Origin of the sequence: Neisseria sp. P0007.S010, from assembly GCF_051962875.1 — a bacterium.
Classification (GTDB): Bacteria; Pseudomonadota; Gammaproteobacteria; order Burkholderiales; family Neisseriaceae; genus Neisseria; species Neisseria subflava_A.
The window spans coordinates 22,797-41,468 of record NZ_JBQCUX010000012.1; the positions used below are offsets into that span (position 1 = coordinate 22,797).

General features: G+C 49.7%; 17 protein-coding genes. 13 read left to right on the forward strand and 4 right to left on the reverse strand.

What is annotated here, in order from left to right; translation table 11 throughout:
* Positions 1–86 precede the first annotated feature (86 nt).
* Positions 87–2,144, reverse strand: a complete 2,058-nt coding sequence (ppk1, locus tag ACTHR7_RS09070; protein WP_440370684.1) for a polyphosphate kinase 1 — start codon at positions 2,142–2,144, stop codon at positions 87–89.
* A 208-nt stretch (positions 2,145–2,352) separates the two neighbouring features.
* Here ppk1 and fabI point away from each other — a divergent pair, with 208 nt between their 5' ends.
* The gene (gene fabI / locus ACTHR7_RS09075) at positions 2,353–3,141 is read left to right on the forward strand and encodes an enoyl-ACP reductase FabI (RefSeq protein WP_003748060.1); all 789 of its coding nucleotides are present in this window, start codon (positions 2,353–2,355) and stop codon (positions 3,139–3,141) included.
* Between the two features lie 448 nt (positions 3,142–3,589).
* The gene (gene mscL / locus ACTHR7_RS09080; RefSeq protein ID WP_070461139.1) at positions 3,590–4,033 is read left to right on the forward strand and encodes a large conductance mechanosensitive channel protein MscL; all 444 of its coding nucleotides are present in this window, start codon (positions 3,590–3,592) and stop codon (positions 4,031–4,033) included.
* A 252-nt stretch (positions 4,034–4,285) separates the two neighbouring features.
* Here the strand turns inward: mscL and ACTHR7_RS09085 are convergent, their stop codons facing one another.
* Positions 4,286–7,180, reverse strand: a complete 2,895-nt coding sequence (locus ACTHR7_RS09085) for an Rne/Rng family ribonuclease (protein ID WP_107868197.1) — start codon at positions 7,178–7,180, stop codon at positions 4,286–4,288.
* Between the two features lie 515 nt (positions 7,181–7,695).
* On the opposite strand from ACTHR7_RS09085, the gene ACTHR7_RS09090 reads away from it, so the two are divergent.
* A complete protein-coding gene (locus ACTHR7_RS09090) occupies positions 7,696–8,682 on the forward strand; it encodes an RluA family pseudouridine synthase (RefSeq protein ID WP_440370685.1) in 987 nt (328 codons plus the stop codon).
* 10 nt (positions 8,683–8,692) lie between these two features.
* Positions 8,693–9,343, forward strand: coding sequence for an HAD-IA family hydrolase (locus ACTHR7_RS09095; RefSeq protein WP_070646535.1), 651 nt, complete (start codon positions 8,693–8,695; stop codon positions 9,341–9,343).
* A 65-nt stretch (positions 9,344–9,408) separates the two neighbouring features.
* Here the strand turns inward: ACTHR7_RS09095 and ACTHR7_RS09100 are convergent, their stop codons facing one another.
* The gene (locus ACTHR7_RS09100) at positions 9,409–10,203 is read right to left on the reverse strand and encodes a DNA ligase (RefSeq protein WP_440370699.1); all 795 of its coding nucleotides are present in this window, start codon (positions 10,201–10,203) and stop codon (positions 9,409–9,411) included.
* A gap of 192 nt (positions 10,204–10,395) precedes the next feature.
* On the opposite strand from ACTHR7_RS09100, the gene ACTHR7_RS09105 reads away from it, so the two are divergent.
* The 5 genes from ACTHR7_RS09105 to ACTHR7_RS09125 all read left to right on the forward strand — a co-directional run bounded on the left by ACTHR7_RS09105 (position 10,396) and on the right by ACTHR7_RS09125 (position 14,063).
* Positions 10,396–10,911, forward strand: coding sequence for a DUF308 domain-containing protein (locus ACTHR7_RS09105; protein ID WP_049344974.1), 516 nt, complete (start codon positions 10,396–10,398; stop codon positions 10,909–10,911).
* A gap of 338 nt (positions 10,912–11,249) precedes the next feature.
* Entirely contained in the window at positions 11,250–11,888 is a 639-nt protein-coding gene (locus tag ACTHR7_RS09110; RefSeq protein ID WP_070646533.1) for an MBL fold metallo-hydrolase, read from the forward strand.
* Positions 11,889–12,347: 459 nt separating this feature from the next.
* Positions 12,348–12,863: an outer membrane protein assembly factor BamE gene (locus ACTHR7_RS09115; protein ID WP_070461158.1), complete on the forward strand. Its 516-nt coding sequence runs from the start codon at positions 12,348–12,350 to the stop codon at positions 12,861–12,863.
* A gap of 8 nt (positions 12,864–12,871) precedes the next feature.
* Positions 12,872–13,300 carry a hypothetical protein gene (locus tag ACTHR7_RS09120; protein WP_049329449.1) on the forward strand — a complete coding sequence of 143 codons (429 nt, stop codon included), beginning with the start codon at positions 12,872–12,874 and terminating at the stop codon, positions 13,298–13,300.
* 298 nt (positions 13,301–13,598) lie between these two features.
* Positions 13,599–14,063, forward strand: coding sequence for a four-helix bundle copper-binding protein (locus tag ACTHR7_RS09125; RefSeq protein WP_070824107.1), 465 nt, complete (start codon positions 13,599–13,601; stop codon positions 14,061–14,063).
* 62 nt (positions 14,064–14,125) lie between these two features.
* Here ACTHR7_RS09125 and ACTHR7_RS09130 read toward each other — a convergent pair whose 3' ends face one another.
* The gene (locus ACTHR7_RS09130) at positions 14,126–14,659 is read right to left on the reverse strand and encodes an acyltransferase (RefSeq protein WP_070824106.1); all 534 of its coding nucleotides are present in this window, start codon (positions 14,657–14,659) and stop codon (positions 14,126–14,128) included.
* A gap of 281 nt (positions 14,660–14,940) precedes the next feature.
* Here ACTHR7_RS09130 and rpmE point away from each other — a divergent pair, with 281 nt between their 5' ends.
* The 4 genes from rpmE (at position 14,941) to ACTHR7_RS09150 (ending at position 18,665) form a co-directional block, all read left to right on the forward strand.
* On the forward strand, positions 14,941–15,156 hold the full coding sequence (gene rpmE, locus ACTHR7_RS09135; protein ID WP_003681847.1) for a 50S ribosomal protein L31: 216 nt from the start codon (positions 14,941–14,943) through the stop codon (positions 15,154–15,156).
* A 235-nt stretch (positions 15,157–15,391) separates the two neighbouring features.
* Positions 15,392–17,050, forward strand: a complete 1,659-nt coding sequence (locus ACTHR7_RS09140; RefSeq protein WP_107868192.1) for an ArnT family glycosyltransferase — start codon at positions 15,392–15,394, stop codon at positions 17,048–17,050.
* A 138-nt stretch (positions 17,051–17,188) separates the two neighbouring features.
* The gene (locus ACTHR7_RS09145) at positions 17,189–18,076 is read left to right on the forward strand and encodes a hypothetical protein (protein WP_440370686.1); all 888 of its coding nucleotides are present in this window, start codon (positions 17,189–17,191) and stop codon (positions 18,074–18,076) included.
* 112 nt (positions 18,077–18,188) lie between these two features.
* Positions 18,189–18,665 carry an SMI1/KNR4 family protein gene (locus tag ACTHR7_RS09150; RefSeq protein WP_107868190.1) on the forward strand — a complete coding sequence of 159 codons (477 nt, stop codon included), beginning with the start codon at positions 18,189–18,191 and terminating at the stop codon, positions 18,663–18,665.
* Positions 18,666–18,672 lie beyond the last annotated feature (7 nt).

Here is an 18,672-nt window from a genome sequence, read left to right on the forward strand (position 1 = left end):
AAAGATTGGGAAACGGAATTATAACGGCAAAATCAAAAAAGGCCGTCTGAAACCTGCATTTCAGACGGCCTGAGACATTATTTGACTCAACGTCCGTATATTTTCCACAAACCTTCCTGCAAACCAAACGCAGGCTCGCCGTCTTGCGGCTGGGTGCGGACGTAGCTGCCGTCAGGTTGCATCAGCCAAGCCTGGGTATTGTCTTCCAAGGCCATTTCCAAACCTTCGCGGATCACGCGTTCTTTGAGTTCGGGCGTGGTAATCGGCGTGGCGACTTCAATGCGGCGGAAGAAGTTGCGACCCATCCAGTCGGCACTGGAGATAAAGGTATCGTCTGCACCGTTGTTATGGAAGCAATACACGCGCGAGTGTTCGAGTTGGCGGCCGATAATGGAACGGACGCGGATGTTTTCGGACAAGCCTTTTACACCCGGGCGCAAAGTACACATACCGCGCACAATCAGGTCGATTTGCACGCCTGCCGCGCTGGCTTGATACAGCGCATCAATCACGCTCGGCTCGATGAGGGAGTTCATCTTGGCGGTAATCCGCGCCGGTTTGCCTGCTTTGGCGTGTTCTGTTTCCTGCTTGATGCGGTCGATGACCATTTTGTGCAGGGTAAACGGGCTTTGATAGAGCTTGTTCAGACGGCCAGGCTTGCCCAAACCTGTGATTTCCATAAACAAAGTGTTCACATCGGCAGTGATTTGGTCGTCGGCGGTGATGATGCCGAAGTCGGTGTAGATGCGCGATGTGCCTTGGTGGTAGTTGCCGGTACCTAGGTGTGCATAACGCTTGAGCACACGGTCTTCGCGGCGGATAACCAAAGCCATTTTGGCGTGAACTTTGTAGCCGAATACGCCGTACACGACGTGCGCGCCCGCCTCTTCCAGCTGTTTCGCCCAGTTGACGTTGTTGGCTTCGTCAAAACGCGCCATCAGTTCGACCACGACGGTAACTTGCTTGCCCGCCAGTGCGGCCTTCATCAATGCGCGCACAAGCTCGGAATTGCTGCCGGTACGGTAGATAGTCATTTTGACGGCCAACACATCCGGATCGGCGGCGGCTTCGCGTATCATTTGGACAACCGGATCGAAAGACTGATACGGGTGGTGCAGTAAAATCGGCGACTGTTTGACCAGCTTGAACACGGAGCCGTTTTTGCGCAAGGCTTTCAGACGGCCTGCGTTGCGCGGCGGAAACTTCAAATCCGGCCTGTCCACCAAATCGGGGACGGCATTGAGGCGCACCAAATTGACCGGCCCTTTGACCTGATACAGCTCGGCAGAAGTCAGCTTGAACTGGGCAAGCAGGAAGTCGTGAATATGCGCCGGACAAGTATCCGCCACTTCCAAGCGCACGCCGTCGCCGTATTCGCGGTCGTGCAACTCGTTTTGAATCGCGGCACGCAGGTTTTTCAAATCTTCTTCATCAACCGTCAAATCACTGTCGCGCGTGAGACGGAACTGATGGCAGTCTTTAACTTTCATGCCGGGAAAGAGTTTGCCGACATGGGCGTGCAAAATCGAAGACAAGAACACAAAGCCTGCATCACCGCCGCAAATTTCAGACGGCATGGGGACGACGCGCGGCAAAATGCGCGGAGCCTGCACAATCGCCATTCCGGACGGACGGCCGAACGCATCCGTACCTTCGAGTTCGACGGCGAAATTAAGCGATTTGTTTAACGGGCGTGGGAACGGGTGTGACGGATCAAGGCCGATGGGCGTGAGAATGGGCAACAGCTCGTTGTCGAAATAGTTTTCGATCCATTTTTTCTGCACGGCCGTCCATTTGTGGCGGCGATAGAAATGAATGCCGGCGCGGCCAAGTGCAGGCTGCAATACTTTGTTAAACAGATCGTACTGCTCGCGGATCAAGGCCTGCGCCTCTTTCGCCACCGCTTCGATGGTTTCGGCCGCGGTTTTGCCGTTGTCGAGCGGCTGATGCGGACGCAGTTTGTTTTCGCGTTTCAACCACGCCATGCGCACTTCAAAAAATTCGTCCAAATTGGAAGACACGATGCACAAAAAACGCAAACGTTCCAATAAAGGAACTTTCGTATCCTGCGCCTGAGCCAGTACACGACGGTTAAACGCCAACAGGCTGAGTTCTCGGCAAAGAATGCGGTTTTGCTCGGGCATGGTTCACTCCTGAAACATCGGTCATTAACACCATCAAGTATAACGTTTTGCCGCTGTTCCGTCAGGTTTCAGACGGCCTTGACAGAAAACCTTATCCCTATTTGAGGCAAGACAAAGGGTTATCCGTTTTTTTCTATGCCGAAACAGCGGTTTTTGCTATAATGCGCAGTTTAATGCAACCGCAATACCACTGCTAAAGGATAAGAAAATGGGCTTTTTGCAAGGCAAAAAAATTCTGATTACCGGCATGATCTCCGAGCGTTCCATCGCTTACGGCATCGCCAAAGCCTGCCGCGAACAAGGCGCGGAATTGGCATTCACCTACGTTGTCGACAAACTGGAAGAGCGCGTCCGTAAAATGGCGGCCGAACTCGGCTCCGAACTCGTGTTCCGCTGCGACGTTGCCAGCGACGACGAAATCAACCAAGTCTTCGTTGACTTGGGCAAACACTGGGACGGCTTGGACGGCCTCGTTCACTCCATCGGCTTCGCCCCTAAAGAAGCTTTGAGCGGTGACTTCCTCGACAGCATCAGCCGCGAAGCATTCAACACCGCTCACGAAATCTCCGCATACAGCCTGCCTGCGCTGGCAAAAGCCGCCCGTCCGATGATGCAGGGCCGCAACGCCGCAATCGTTGCACTGAGCTACTTGGGCGCCGTTCGTGCCATTCCTAACTACAACGTTATGGGCATGGCCAAAGCCAGCCTCGAAGCCGGCATCCGCTTCACTGCCGCCTGCCTGGGCAAAGAAGGCATCCGCTGCAACGGCATCTCCGCAGGCCCAATCAAAACCCTGGCCGCTTCCGGCATCGCCGATTTAAGCAAACTCTTGGGCCACGTCGCTTCCCACAACCCACTGGGCCGCAACGTTACCACTGAAGAAGTCGGCAACACAGCCGCCTTCCTGCTGTCCGACCTCGCTTCCGGCATCACCGGTGAGATTACCTACGTTGACGGCGGTTACAGCATCAACGCGCTGAACGACGAAGAGAACTAAACAGTTTTCACGCCAAACGCACTTTCATCATGAAAGTGCGTTTTTTATGACTATTACATTATGGCTTGAATAACTGCATAACCAAAAAGGCCGTCTGAAATTCAAATACACGCATGAAACATGATTGTCGTATGCTTTGGCACATTATGTTAATAACATTACAACATTATCATTTTATATCATTTAAAAGGCAAGATAGAGCATTGATTCTAAAGATAACATTCATGTTATCTGATACTTAACCACTGATAAAAAGTGGTGCAAAAAAGTAACAGAAAAAATTCAGACGGCCTATTTTTCATACAGAAGGCATAGAAGCAGGACATTTTTGGCATAAAATACAAAATTTAACATTAATGAATTTTTCTTAACTGATAAAGCGTTAATATGCCTGCCGATTTATTGAATCACATCTGATTTTGACTCAAACACATACAGGAGATTAATTATGTCAATCGCTTCAGAATTTAAAGAATTTATTATGCGTGGCAACGTGATCGACCTCGCAGTCGGTATGGTTGTCGGTACAGCATTCAGCGGCATCGTCAAATCATTGGTTGACGATGTAATCATGCCTCCTATCGGTCTGTTGATCGGCGGCGTTGATTTCTCCAATCTGTTCATCACGCTGAAAGACGGCGCACAAGCCGCTCCTGAAGCCGGTTACGCTAACCTGGCGGCTGCTCAAGCAGCCGGTGCCGTTACCCTGAACATCGGTCTGTTCATCAACACTGTAATCAGCTTCCTGATCATCGCCGCTGCCATCTTCTGCGTGGTTAAAGCCATCAACTCTGTGAAAAAAGCCGAAGCTCCTGCTGAAGAAGCACCAGCAGAGCCTAGCGAAGAAGTTCTGTTGTTGCGCGAAATCCGTGACTCTCTGAACAAAAACTAATCACAATACCTAAACATACACACACAAACCAAGGCCGTCTGAAACCATTTCAGACGGCTTTTCTCATACCAATTTTCATTAAGCCCTTCCTATTGAAAAAACCATGCCTTCCCTTTCTCAGCAATCTATCCTGCTTTTTCAACCATGAAGCAATGCTCATGGTAAACACAAAGAAAATAAGAGCAGCATAACTCCTTGCCAATAAAAAAGCCCGATGCGTTCAACATCGGGCTTTTAACTGGAAAACCAATCTTAATCTTTGCGTGTTTCCACCAAAATCATTTCGACTGCTACGTCTTCCACTTCTACTTTAGGCACATCCGAACGGCGTGTTTTGGCAACCGGTTCAGGTTGTGGCTGCGCAGCAAAAGCGGCAACGGCTTGCGGATCGGTTTCAACGAAGATCAAATCGCCCAAGCTCTCAGGTACAACGATTGCGACAGGCGCTGCTTCAGCGACGGTTTCAGTTTGTGTGGCAACAGTTTCGGCTGGTGCTTCAACCGGTGCAACAGTAGCCGTTGCATTCGGAGACAATACCGCAGAAATGGCTTCTTTGACGTTGCTGACTGCAGAAGCAAGCAGGGCTTGTTCGGCATCAGCGCCTTCAGTTTGCGCTACGGCAGGCTCGTCTTCGCTTTCAATCGCAAATACGAATGGCTCTGCGTTGGTCACTTCAGGCTCGGATACCACAATCACCAGCGGCTCGGCTTGGTCGCTTTCAGAAGACAATGTCGCATTTGCAGCTTCAACCTTTTCGTTCAAACCTAAAACATGCGCTACGGCAAAGAGGACTTTGTCGGCGGTATCGGTAATGTTCAGGTATTGCTCGATTTTTGCCGAAGACGGAATATTGCGTTTTTTGCTGTTAGAACGGCGGTCGTTGCGGTTGTTGCGCTGACGGTTGTTGCGGTCACGTCCTTGACGGCCATTGTTTTTCACACCCTCTTCGCTGCGGACGTTGTTGTCCTCTTCGACTTGCGCCTGTTCGCCATCGGCTTGAACGTTCACGTCCTCAACACGGTTTTCCGCAGATTGATTACGGTTGCGCTCGTTACGACTGTTGTTGCGGCGGCGTTTATTGCCGTTTTGTTCCGCTTGGTTTTCAGACGGCATTTCAGCCAGTGCAGCCACTTCTTGAACATTTACGTCTTCAACCGTTTCCTCAACACGGTTGCGCTCGTTGTTGCGATCATCACGGCGGTTGTTACGGTTGCGGTTGCGGCGAGTGTCTTTACGCTCGTCATTGCGGCTTTCGTTTGATTTGCTTTCTTCAAACTTGCTGTCGGCAGCTTCGGCATTCACTTCGCGCACTTCAACTTTGCTGCCGTCGTTTTTGTTGCTGCGGCGTGGATTTTGACGGCGGCTGTTTGCGCGGCGGTTGCTGGAATTGCTGTTGCGGTTGTTGCTGCCCGAAGTGCGTTTTTCTGCCACTTCGGCAACAGGCGCGGTTTCGGCTGCGGTATTGCCGCCAAAAATACGTTTCAACCAAGCTTTGAAGCTGTCCCACCAAGAGGCTTTTTTCTCAGGGGCGACAGTCGGCGCAGGCTGGGTATGGCGCACGCCTTTGACAGCTGGCTCAGGACGGGAAGCTTTGGCTTTTTCGCTGCCGAAAGGTTTGGCGGATTCGTCTTCTTCCGGCTCGGCAACACGTTTGTAGCTCGGTTCGCCGTCTTCTTCTACGTCATCAATGCGGATGCGGTTGATTTCGTAGTGCGGATTTTCCAAGTGAATGTTTGGAATCAGGACGACGTTCACATCCAAGCGCTCTTCCATCGCAAACAGCTCGGCGCGTTTTTCGTTCAACAGGAAGGTAGCAACATCGACAGGCACTTGTGCGTGTACTTCGCCGGTGTTGTCTTTCATTGCTTCTTCTTGAATGATGCGCAAAACGTGCAGGGCGGTGGATTCGATGCCGCGGATGACACCGGTACCGGCGCAACGCGGACACGCAACATGGCTGCTTTCGCCCAAAGCCGGTTTCAAACGTTGACGGCTCAATTCCAAAAGGCCGAAACGCGAAAGTTTGCCCATTTGCACGCGTGCGCGGTCTTTTTTGAGCGCGTCGCGCAGGACGTTTTCAACATCGCGTTGGTGTTTCGGATTTTCCATGTCGATGAAGTCGATGACGACCAAACCGCCCAAGTCGCGCAGGCGCATTTGACGGGCGACCTCTTCGGCGGCTTCCATATTGGTTTTGAACGCGGTGTCTTCAATATCCGAGCCGCGTGTGGCACGCGCAGAGTTGACGTCGATGGAAACCAAGGCTTCGGTGTGGTCGATCACAATCGCGCCGCCGGAAGGCAGACTGACGCTGCGTGAGAACGCACTTTCGATTTGGTGTTCGATTTGGAAACGGGAGAACAGCGGCGTGTGGTCTTGATAGAGTTTCAGACGGCCTACATTGCTCGGCATGACATAGCTCATGAACTCGGCAACTTGGTCGTAAACTTCTTGATTATCCACCAGAATCTCGCCGATATCGGGACGGAAATAGTCGCGAATCGCACGAATCAGCAGCGAGCTTTCCATAAAGAGCAGGTAAGGGTCATGGTGTGCTTTGCCTGCTTCTTCAATGGCTTGCCAGAGTTGCTTGAGGTAGTTCAAGTCCCATTCCAACTCTTCCGCGCTGCGGCCGATGCCGGCGGTGCGGGCAATAATGCTCATGCCGTTCGGAATATCGAGTTCGGCCATGGCGGCTTTCAACTCTTGGCGCTCTTCGCCTTCGATACGGCGGGATACGCCGCCGCCGCGCGGATTGTTCGGCATCAATACCAAATAGCGGCCGGCCAGACTGATGAAAGTAGTCAGTGCCGCGCCTTTGTTGCCGCGCTCGTCTTTTTCGACTTGGACGATAACTTCCATGCCCTCTTTGAGCACGTCCTGAATACGCGCCCTGCCGCCTTCGTAGTCGCGGAAATATGAACGCGATACTTCCTTAAACGGCAAAAAGCCGTGGCGGTCGGTTCCGTAATCGACGAAACACGCTTCCAGCGACGGCTCGATGCGGGTAATGATACCTTTGTAGATATTGCCTTTACGCTGTTCTTTGCCCAGCGTTTCGATGTCCAAGTCCAAAAGGTTTTGGCCATCGACAATGGCAACGCGTAGCTCTTCGGCCTGCGTTGCGTTGAATAACATTCTTTTCATAGTCACCTCGTGAACAGCGGCCGTTTGATTTGTGAATATCTTTTTCAGACGGCCTGTCTGTCCGGTTGGCACTCTTCAAAGGCAAGATGGGAAAATCCCCGTGTAACCAGTATTTGATTTGAAATCCGCAAGGTTGCATGCTTGAGCTCAAGCCATGTGCGGACGGATTCGGATAAAGAAGGAAATAAAGAACAATGCGGCGGAAAGGTTGATGGTTCCGCTGCCGTCCGAACGCTGATGCTTCGGACAAAATTAAGGCAGCCTACATCTTCTTATTATCGTAGCGCCGATAATTTCGGACGGTGCTGCGCGGACTGCGTCTTACACCCGGCCGGACGGCAGGTTCAATTCAAACTTAATTACGGGATTGCGTTTGCCGGCTTTGAACAAACACAAGGAAATGCTTTGCGGAGTGCGTTTTTAATATAAAATCTCGTTTTAACAATAAATCCGTTTCAGACGGCCTGCGATGGCAGGTTCGGGTCCCGAAACGGACGTTTGGGATTATAGAGAAAATGCACGCAATACGCAAAGATTCAGTCAGCCTGATTGCCGTTGCCGAACACGAGGAAGGCCAACGCCTTGATAACTATCTGATAAAAATCCTCAAAGGCGTCCCGAAAAGCCATATCCACCGCATTATCCGCGCCGGCGAAGTGCGGCTGAACAAAAAACGCTGCAAACCCGACAACCGCATTCAGGCAGGCGATACCGTCCGCATTCCGCCGATACGCATCGCCGAAAAACAAAGGCCGTCTGAAAGCCAGGCCGCGCCTGCGCGCGAGTTTGACATCGTTTACGAAGACGATGCGCTTTTGGTCATCAACAAACCGTCCGGCGTTGCCGTCCACGGCGGCAGCGGCGTGAGCTTCGGCGTCATCGAACAAATTCGCCGCGCCCGTCCCGAAGCACGTTATCTCGAACTCGTCCACCGCCTCGACAAAGACACCAGCGGCCTCTTGATGATTGCCAAAAAACGCAGCGCCTTGGTGAAACTGCACGAAGCCATCCGCAACGACCATCCGAAAAAAATCTATCTCGCGCTGGGTGTCGGCAGGCTGCCGAACGACTGCTTCCACGTCAAGCTCCCCCTGTTCAAATACACCGGTGCACAAGGCGAAAAAATGGTGCGCGTCAGCGAAGACGGCCAATCCGCCCACACCATCTTCCGCGTGTTAAACCGTTTTTCAGACGGCCTGTTGCACCAAGTCGGCCTATCCGACCTGACCTTTGTCGAAGCCACCCTGAAAACCGGCCGCACCCACCAAATCCGCGTCCACCTGCAATCGCAAGACTGCCCCATTGCCGGCGACGAACGCTACGGCGACTATCAAGCCAACAAACGCCTGCAGAAACTCGGTTTGAAAAGAATGTTCCTGCACGCCTCCGAGCTGCACCTCGCCCATCCACTGACTGGCGAAAAACTGATTCTGAAAGCCCCCCTGCCGCAAGAATTGGCGCAATTTGTTTTAATGTTGGAAAATCAGGAAAAGGCCGTCTGAAAGGAAACCCATGAAACCCAAACTCATCATTTTCGACTGGGACGGCACGCTTGCCGACACCACCAACCCCATCATCCACACCTTTCAACAAAGCTTTGCCGATTGCGGCCTGCCCGTTCCCGAAGCCGACCAAATCCGCCCGCTCATCGGATACAGCCTCTCCGGCATCATCCGCCGCCTTGCCCACAACGTCAGCGAACACGTTCAGGAAACCCTGATTGAGACCTATGCCGCGCACTACCTCAATCCCAACAACCGCAACATGACCCTGTTTCCCGAAGCCCTGCCCTGCCTGCAACGCTTGAAACAACAAGGCTATTGGCTTGCAGTAGCGACCGGCAAGGGTCGGAGCGGCTTGGACAAAGCCATCGCACAAACCGACACCCAAGCCTTTTGGCTAGAAACCGCCTGCGCTAGCGAATATCCGTCCAAACCCGCACCCGATATGGTACTCGCCCTCTGCGATCGACTGGGTGTTGAACCGGAAGAGGCCGTCGTCGTCGGCGACACCACCCACGACCTAGAAATGGCCGCCAATGCCAAAATCCGCGCCATCGCAGTCACCACCGGCGCACATACCTCCAAACAGCTTTCCTCCATGCCCCATGTCGCCATGCTCAACAGCTTGGCCGAGTTGCCTGATGTATTGGAAACCTTATAAAAGGCTATGCAACATCTATATTAAAGGCCGTCTGAAACCTACTTTCAGACGGCCTTTAATTTGTTTTATCGATCTGAGCGCACCCTGACAAATGTTGCAAATTTCGGCGTTCCCTTTTGCGTAAAACCACGATAACGGTAAGTAATCAGCGCACCGATTTTCGGCGGATGGTCGCGGTCTTTATCCTTAAAACCGCTGCCGATACGAAACTCGCCATATCGGTTTTTGCATCCTACCGCACCCAAACGCCCGACATTGCGCCCTTTGCCCTCATAATGACGCGTTACCGTACATTCATCATCATATTCACTTTTCAGCTTCAACAGCTGCCCATTTCTACCGCTTGCATAACGGGCTTCAGGTTGACGCAGCATCACCCCTTCCCCACCCAGCGCTTCAACTTGTTTCAAAAAATCCAAAGCATGCTGTTTGTCGCGCACCTTGACTTGCGGAATAACCGTAAACCGTGCCGACGGGTGTGATTTCAGCCATTTCGAAGCCATTTCCAGCCGCTGATACAGATTACCCTGCGCCTGCGGCACATCAAAAACATGCAAACGGATACCGTCCCAATTTCCCGAGGCAGAACGCACCATCGCGGAAATTTGCTCAAACCGCCCTCGTCCGCTGTACAACTCGCCATCCATCGGAAACGGCGGAAAACCTGCTGTAAAACCTTTGGGCGGTGTAAACGCATAACCCTGACGACTGACCAGCTGCCTGCCGTCCCAATACGCGCGCACGCCATCCAACTTTTCACTCATGGCCCAACCGGCAATATCTTGATTTTTATATTCCTGCGCCAACAACAAATCTGCACCAAACGCCGCAGAGATGAAAGAAGCCGCAAAAATCGGTATCTCTGTAAACCTTTATACCCATTCATAGCTCGTATTTAAGATATAAAGGTGTTATACGGTATTCTATAGAACTGTGTCAACAGGATGGACATGTGAGTTTTGTGAAAACACAGTTTTATCGTTACAATTTGACATCCCCCATGATTTCATGAATACTGTAAATAAGCAGTACCAAAGATTGGAGGAATTATTATGAGTGGTTCAAGCAAATTTTTCTTTATTTTATCGGGTATTTTAAGCATTATCCTGGGGATATTCTTACTCTTAAATCCCGTTATTAATCTCATGGCTTTTGCCTGGCTATTTTCTATTATCTTTTTTGTCAGTGCAGTCAGCTCCATTATAAATTATTTTATGTTACCCCCTGAATTGCGTAGCGGCTGGTATCTCATCAGCGGTATTATCAATGCTCTATTCGGTATCTTTCTCGTATGCGGCGGATTTGCATTCCTACCGTTAGTATTCCCGATCACAATCGGCATCTGGATGGTAATCGATGCTATCATCATTTTCATTAAATCAAGAAAGTCCGACAGCATGGTATCACTCATGGGACGTAATGCAAAATGGCTTGCACTAATTCTTTTACTATTAGGCCTATTACTCATATTCCAGCCGATTGCTTCCGGTGAGGTATTTATCTACTTTATCGCTTTCGGTTTCTTATTTGACGGAATTTATTCCATCGGTGAGGCTTTTAAAAAATAGAATATAACTAAATAATTACACTATAAGATCGACCAGGTACTGCCAAATAGCTGTCATAAATTACGATGTCTATTTCGTATTTGTGGCAGCTATTTTATTTGTTTTGGCTAGCCGTCATGGTAAATGTATTCGCCTACTACATTTGCAAGTGGTTAGACGCTTTTCTAGCTCTTTTATTTAGCAACTAGCCCAAAACGCTCTAACATTAGCGTAATATGGTTCGCATTACATTATTCATAAGACACTTTTCCAGACTTGCTTTTTTATTATATATGCATAATAACAAAAGGCCGTCTGAAATGTAAACAACATTAAATAAGCATTCCCTAGGAACACCCATGGCACTCCAATTTGAAATCAATGCCGTTACCCCCTTCCGTCAAAACTGCACGTTGATTTGGGATGATGAAACCAAAGAAGCCGTTTTGACCGATGTCGGCGGCGATGTACCCTATTTATTGCAACAAGTCCAAAACAAAGGCCTCAAGCTGACCGCCATTTGGCTGACCCACGGTCATCTTGACCACGCAGGCGGCGTGGTTGAACTTTTGAAAACCTGCGACGTACCCGTTCTCGGCCCGCACAAAGACGACGAATTCCTGCTCCAAGCCCTTCCGCAAACGACGGCGCAATACGGCTTCCCCGTTTCTCCGTCATTCACGCCGACACGCTGGTTGGAAGAAGGAGAAACGCTCAAGGTCGGCAATCACAGCTTCCAAGTCCTCCACATTCCCGGCCACACTCCCGGCCAAGTCGTTTTTTACAACGCCGAAAATGAACTTTTAGTCGCAGGCGATGTTTTATTTTATGAGACTGTCGGTCGCACAGATTTTCCACGCGGCAATCATGATGACCTCATAAACAATATCTGCGCTAAACTATTAACCCTGCCCGAAACCACGCAAGTTATAGCCGGACACGGCCGTATGACCAGTATCGGGCATGAGAAAAGGTACAATCCATTTCTGGTTCGCTAATATGAATGTTGTATAAAGCCAACATTTTGGCATACTCAGATTATGCGCATAAAAGAAAACTGGCATACAATTTGCAGGGATAACACCCGAAAGATTAAGTACCTAATCTCCGGCAAATGCCAAAATGAACTAAAGCACAAAGATAACAAGGTATTACGCAATACAACCTGATTTATCGAAAACCGGACATCTCTAAACCCCAAGCCTTACTCGAAGTGAAATTGTTACAAAGTGACAATAAATGTCAGTCAGGCCGTCTGAACGGTTCTGCCGATTCAGGCGGATACAACGGAGATGAGGCGCAATGCCCTGCCGGAATGTGCCGATGTTCTGTTTGTCAAACCGTCGGGTACATCTTTAAGAAGCACAACATTATTTGGGTAAACCGGCAAACTCGCTGCCGGCACTAACAGGCCGTCTGAAAAGTTCGGCCGGTAAAATCAATAAAAGGATTATCAAATGAAAAAAATCGCAAAAGTAGGCTTCGTCCTGCTGGCTACCGGCCTGCTGGCCGCCTGTGCTACTAAGAGCAAAATCACTCCTGAAGGCACTACAGACGAGCCACGCTTCCCTAAACCTTACTCCCTGACCTTCAACAAAGACCGCGGTACATTCCCGACTTTTGACGAGCTGGATCAAATGCGTCCTGGTCTGACCAAAGACGACATCTACAAAATCCTCGGCCGTCCTCACTACGACGAAGGCATGGTTGGCGTGCGTGAATGGGACTACCTGTTCCACTTCTACACCCCAGGCGTAGGCGTTGACCCTGAAAACACTTCTGGCGTTGAAGGCATCACTACTTGCCAATACAAAGTGATCTACGACAAAGACAAATTTGCACGCAGCTTCTTCTGGAATCCAGTATTCCCTAAAGATGCCGTATGTCCTCCTCCAGCACCTACACCTAAACAAGAGCCTCAAGTGATCATCCGCGAGATCATTAAAGAAGCTCCTAACCGCATCCGTCAATAAGGACAAATTTGAAACGGATCCTATTGGGTATAGCCTTGGCAGCAGGTCTGAATTCTTTGGCCGCTGCCGATGCTGTCAGCGACTATATCCAGCGTAAAAAAGTTGTGGTCAATACAGCTAAGGCGGAGCTTTGCTTTGCCGACGACGGTCAGTGCCATCCGGTACTGATTGGCAAGACCACGCCGAAAGGCAAATTCAATATGACGCCGATGATGACCAGCAAACCGGGTTACGGTGGCGAGGTTATCGGCTTCAAAGAAGAAAATGACTTTCTGTTTGCGTTACATAGGGTATGGACGCTCAAGCCACAAGAAAGACGCATGGAACGCATCGTCTCCCCTCATGTGGCCGACCGCATCATAACCAATGGTTGTATCAACGTACAAAATAATGTGTACGAAAAACTGCGTCAGTATTTCATTTTAGAAGTCATCTGATGTAGGCTTTAGTTTGAATAAAGGCCGTCTGAAACTTTTCAGACGGCCTTTTCTTTTTTATTGGCAAAAACCTTTATTGTTGGATATGATGATACGGTCTTGGACAGCACGGCAACTTCGTTGAGGCTGCTGATTCAGAAAAAGAAAACTCTATCAACCTAACGCGTATCTAAAAAAAGCTGCCTAAAAGTTCAGGCAGCCTTTATTGTTTATAAACAAATAATATGTTAACCTATTGTTATCGAATAGATTTAATTATTCGTAATATCATTTCACAAAGCAAAAAGGACTCTATCTTATGAACCGTCGTCAATTTATCGGCAACGCCGCTGCTGTTTCCCTTACCGCCGCCGCTTCTTTTGCCCGTGCTCACGACCATGCAGGCCATGCACACCACGCCGGTCATGCCGGTCACGCGCATTCTGCACCGCGCGCCTACGAAGCTGCGCGCAAAGCAGCCGCACATTGCGTTGAAGCCGGTCAAATCTGCCTGACTCACTGCATCACTCTGTTGAGCTCCGGTGATACTTCCATGAAAGACTGCGCAACCGGCGTTAACCAAATGTTGGCACTGTGCGGCACATTGCAAAACCTCGCCGCCCAAAATTCACGCCTGACCCCATCTTTGGCAAAAGTGTGCATCGAAGCCTGCAAACAATGTGCTGCCGCCTGCAAAGAACACGCCGGCCACCACGCTGAATGCAAAGCCTGCTACGAATCTTGCTTGGCTTGCATTAAAGAATGCGAAAAAATTGCCGCTTAAGCACTATTGAAAAAAGGCCGTCTGAAATTCAGACGGCCTTTTATTTTGCTATTTTGTTTACGCTATTCGGCTGCAAACTCTTGCTCATCCAGCAGTTTTTTCCGAACAATCGCAGGGTTGCCCGCAGCCACGCAATAAGGCGGCACATCTTTGGTAACCACCGAACCTGCACCGATTACCGCGCCCTTACCGATGGTAACGCCGCCCATGATAATCGCACGCCGGCCAATCCAAACATCATCTTCAATCACAATCGGGCTGATATCTGTATAACCTTCGAAGCGGCGGGTTTCAGGGTTGAATTTGTGGTTAGTCGAATAAAACAGGCATTCCGGCCCCATCATCACGTTCTTGCCGAGGGTCAAACCGCGGCAGATTTCGCAATTTACGCCGATACCCGAATTGTCGCCGACTACCGTATCCGGAAAGACGTATCCGCCTTTTTCAATATTGACGTTTTTACCGATGTTTGGAGAAATACACGCAGCCAAAGCAACACGGAATTTTTGCGCAATTCTGCCGAATGGTTTGCAATAAGACGGGGGCAACACTCCTCCCAAAACACGCAAAATGCACGTCAATATCTTTTTCCACATTGATTCCGTCTCCTGTTCGTACAAGCGTAAATATTATTCAGACTATTATTCTTCTTAAAGTTTCACATTTAGAGGAGGTTTTACATCCTCTTTTCAGTTAGATTACAATCTGATCGCATAATATTTGGTTCGATATTCTATTCTAAACTGTTCTCTTCTGTTGCGAAACTACCCTGCATACAAAATACCCTCTTGACGAAACAGCCAAAAATAGCGAAAATTCCACGCTTAACTGAAGTACAGGCAAAACCCCTGTGCCCGCTTAATCGAAAGGAAATAAAATGAAACAAGGTATTCACCCGAACTACCACGAAATCAACGTTACCTGCTCTTGCGGCAACAAATTCGTGACCAAATCCGCAATGGAAAAAGACAGCTTCAACGTTGAGGTTTGCTCTCTGTGCCACCCTTTCTACACCGGTACTCAAAAAATCGTCGACACTACCGGTCGCGTGGACAAATTCAACAACAAATTCGGCAACCTGTTCAAACGCTAATTGCCGCTTTGTCAAAAAGACTGCTTCGTGCAGTCTTTTTTGCATTCAGGCCGTCTGAAATATTCCTGTCAGACGGCCTGAGCTTTTTGTCGTCAACCGAATACCATATCATTCCAAACACCCGATAAAAACGAGCCGTAAGCATTATTTTACAAAGCCCTCCGGTCCGGCATATCGCGCAAACCCGTCAAACCCTGTACCATTGCTATTCAAACCAACCGTTTTTTGACCTTCCATGCTGACTTACACACCGCCCGATCCGCGCCGCCCCCAAAAAACCCATGAAAAACCATGGCTACTGCTGCTGATGGCTTTTGCCTGGCTGTGGCCGGGCGTGTTCTCGCATGACTTGTGGAACCCTGCCGAACCCTCCCTCTTTACCGCCTCCGAATCCATGAAAAACGGCGGCAGCCTGTTAATTGCACAAATCTTCGGCCAACCCGATTTCACCATCCCCCCTGCTTTTTTATGGGCGGCAACCGCATTCCAAACCCTATTTTCGCCTTGGGCAGCCGATGCCTATGATGCCGCACGTTTTGCCGACGTGGTATTTACCGCCATCGGACTGACTGCCTGCGGTTTTGCCGGTTTCAACTTTCTCGGCAGACACCACGGCCGCAGCGTTGTCTTAATCCTTATCGGCAGCATCGGTTTGCTGCCCATCGCCCACTTCCTCAATCCCATGTCGGCCGCTTTTGCCGCGTTTGGATTGATTCTGTGCGGCTTCTCACTGGCACGCCGCCGCGTCATTATTGCCATTTTGTTGTTGTGCAGCGGCTGGGTTTTACTCTCCCTATCCTCAGGCTATCTGCTGACCACGGCCATGATTTTTTTGGCACTTGCCCTATCGTTCCATTCCACTTGGCAGAGCAAACGCTATCTGCTGACCCTAATTGGCGCCATCGTCGTTTCCCTACCCCTGCTGATTTTGTATCCGCTAGTTTTATCAAAAACCAATCCCGAATGGTTTGATATTTGGTTCAACCATTATTCCTTAGGCGTATTCGGCGGTTTCCATCAGATTCAGACGGCCTTCAACCTGCCCTATTATCTGAAAAACCTGCTGTGGTTTGCCCTGCCTGCTTGGCCGCTGGCGGCATGGACGCTCAGCCGCACGCGTATCCACGATAAAAACTGGGGCATTCTGAGCCTGTCGTGGCTGGTTATCATGACAGCCCTGCTCGCCATCAACCCGCAACGCCTGCAAGACAACCTCGTTTGGCTGTTGCCGCCGCTCGCCCTGCTCGGCGCGGCACAACTGGACGGCCTGCGCCGCGGCGCAGCGGCATTTATCAACTGGTTCGGCATCATGGCATTCGGTTTGATTGCCGTCTTCCTGTGGCTGGGCTTCTTCGCCATGAACTACGGCTGGCCTGCCAAGCTGGCCGAACGCGCCGCCTATTTCAGCCCATATTACATCCCCGACATCGACCCGATTCCGATGACCGTCGCCCTACTGTTTACCCCATTGTGGCTCTGGGCGATTACGCGTAAAAACATCCGTGGCCGCCAAGCCGTAACCAACTGGGCAGCCGGCGTTACCTTAGCCTGGGCCTTGCTGATGACCCTGTTTTTACCGTGGCTCAACGCCGCCAAAAGCCATGCGCCGGTGGTACACCAAATGGAAACCGCACTTTCTTCCGAATTGAAACAGAAACTTTCAGACGGCCTCGAATGTATCAGCATCGACGGCCAAGACCAGCGCACACGAATCGCATGGACACAATACAGCCATATCAAAACCACGACCGACAACCCGACCTGCCGCTACCGCCTCATCCGCCAAGCCGCCAACATCGGCGTACCTTCAGGTTGGCAAACCTTGTGGCAAGGCGCAAGACCGCGCAACAAAACCGAAACTTTCCTATTGCTGGAAAAAACTGCGGCGCAGTAAATCACACCAGCCTCAAAACTGAATATTCCCAGTTCAACAAAGGCCGTCTGAAAGAACTTTTATCCTTTCAGACGGCCTTTGACTTACTTTAACACCGCTTCCCGTACAATGGCCCTTTTCCCTTATCTGCCTAAAAACATGAAACCCAACCGCCTTTTGCCCCTCGTCCTCTTATTGACCGCCCTCTCCGCCCATGCCAAAGATTTCATTATCTACGACCGCATGGACTATGTCGGCAAACCCGACCTGACTGCCGACAAACTCTCCAAAGTGTTCTTGGTTTACGAAAGCGAACTGGTCAAACCCGATCCGACGGGCAAACGCAAACACGGCGTACTCAACGAAGCGCATATCCGCGAATTGGCCAAACAATCGCGCCGCGAAGGCTACCGCACCATTTCTACCGACATCGAAAGCTGGTTTGCCGAAAAAGACGGCCAACTGCTGACACCTGACGAATTGAGAACCAACTTCGCGCGGATGTACCAAATCTTCAGAGAAGAAAACCCGCGCGCCGTCATCAGCAACTACGGCATGCCCTCCGAACACCTGCACGGCATCCGCCACTACCGCCCCAACGTTGACAACGAAGCCATTTTGGCCAAATGGCGACAAGTCAGCAAACGCCGTGCGCCCACCGCCGCCATCAGCGACTATGCCAATCCAGTGTTCTACATCACTTCCCCCGATTTGGTGCAATGGGAAAAAGACGTGAAAACCGCCGTTGACGACATCCATCAACGCTTTCCAAACAAAAAAATCATCGGCTACATCTGGCCGCAATATTATTCGGCCACCAACAGCCCTTATTTCAAACAATTCATCGACCCCGTCCGCTGGCGCAAAATGCTCGAAATCAGCAAAAAATACACCGACGGCGTGATTATCTGGTCGGACAAGCGCGATGAAAACAACCAAATAGTGCGCTGGAACGATCCGCGCATCCAAGCCACGATGAAAGCAACTCAAGCCTTCATCAATGCCAATGCCAAAGAAATCAAGGTAGAAGGTTTACAGAAATATTAAAAACAAGGCGGGCATGTTTGCCCGCCTCTTTATAATATGCAGTTAATTCCTAATAGTATTCATAAAGCTGTTAGGCATACTGGTCAAAATCGTTAAAGAAAGGTCAGTAAAAATGAGAAAACTATCAATATTATCAGATGAGGGATTGGTTCCAATAAGAACAATTCAACAATTTGCTGAAGATATAGGGGTCGTTTTTCCTGTTTCATATGTATCACTTCTTAGTAAACATGACTATTTATACCCTAAAGAAAATATTTTCAATTTTGTCAATCAATACGGTGAAAATGATGAAAGGGACATTTCATTTTTAGGGTATAAGCAAAATTTAGGCTATGAAGATATTTATAGCTATTCATGTATTGATGATGAATATGGGTATGCAAAAAAAGTGATTGCTTTTGGGATTTCAGCTAATGGCGATTATATCTGTTTTGATTATAGGAAATGCAATGAAAATCCATGTATCATTCTGATGTATCATGATGATTTTTATGAAGATGAGAATGGAGATACGAAAATGGTAACTAGCCATATTGCAGATAGTTTTGATGCCTTTTTGGATATGCTATATGAACTTTCAGATTAAGTGTGTA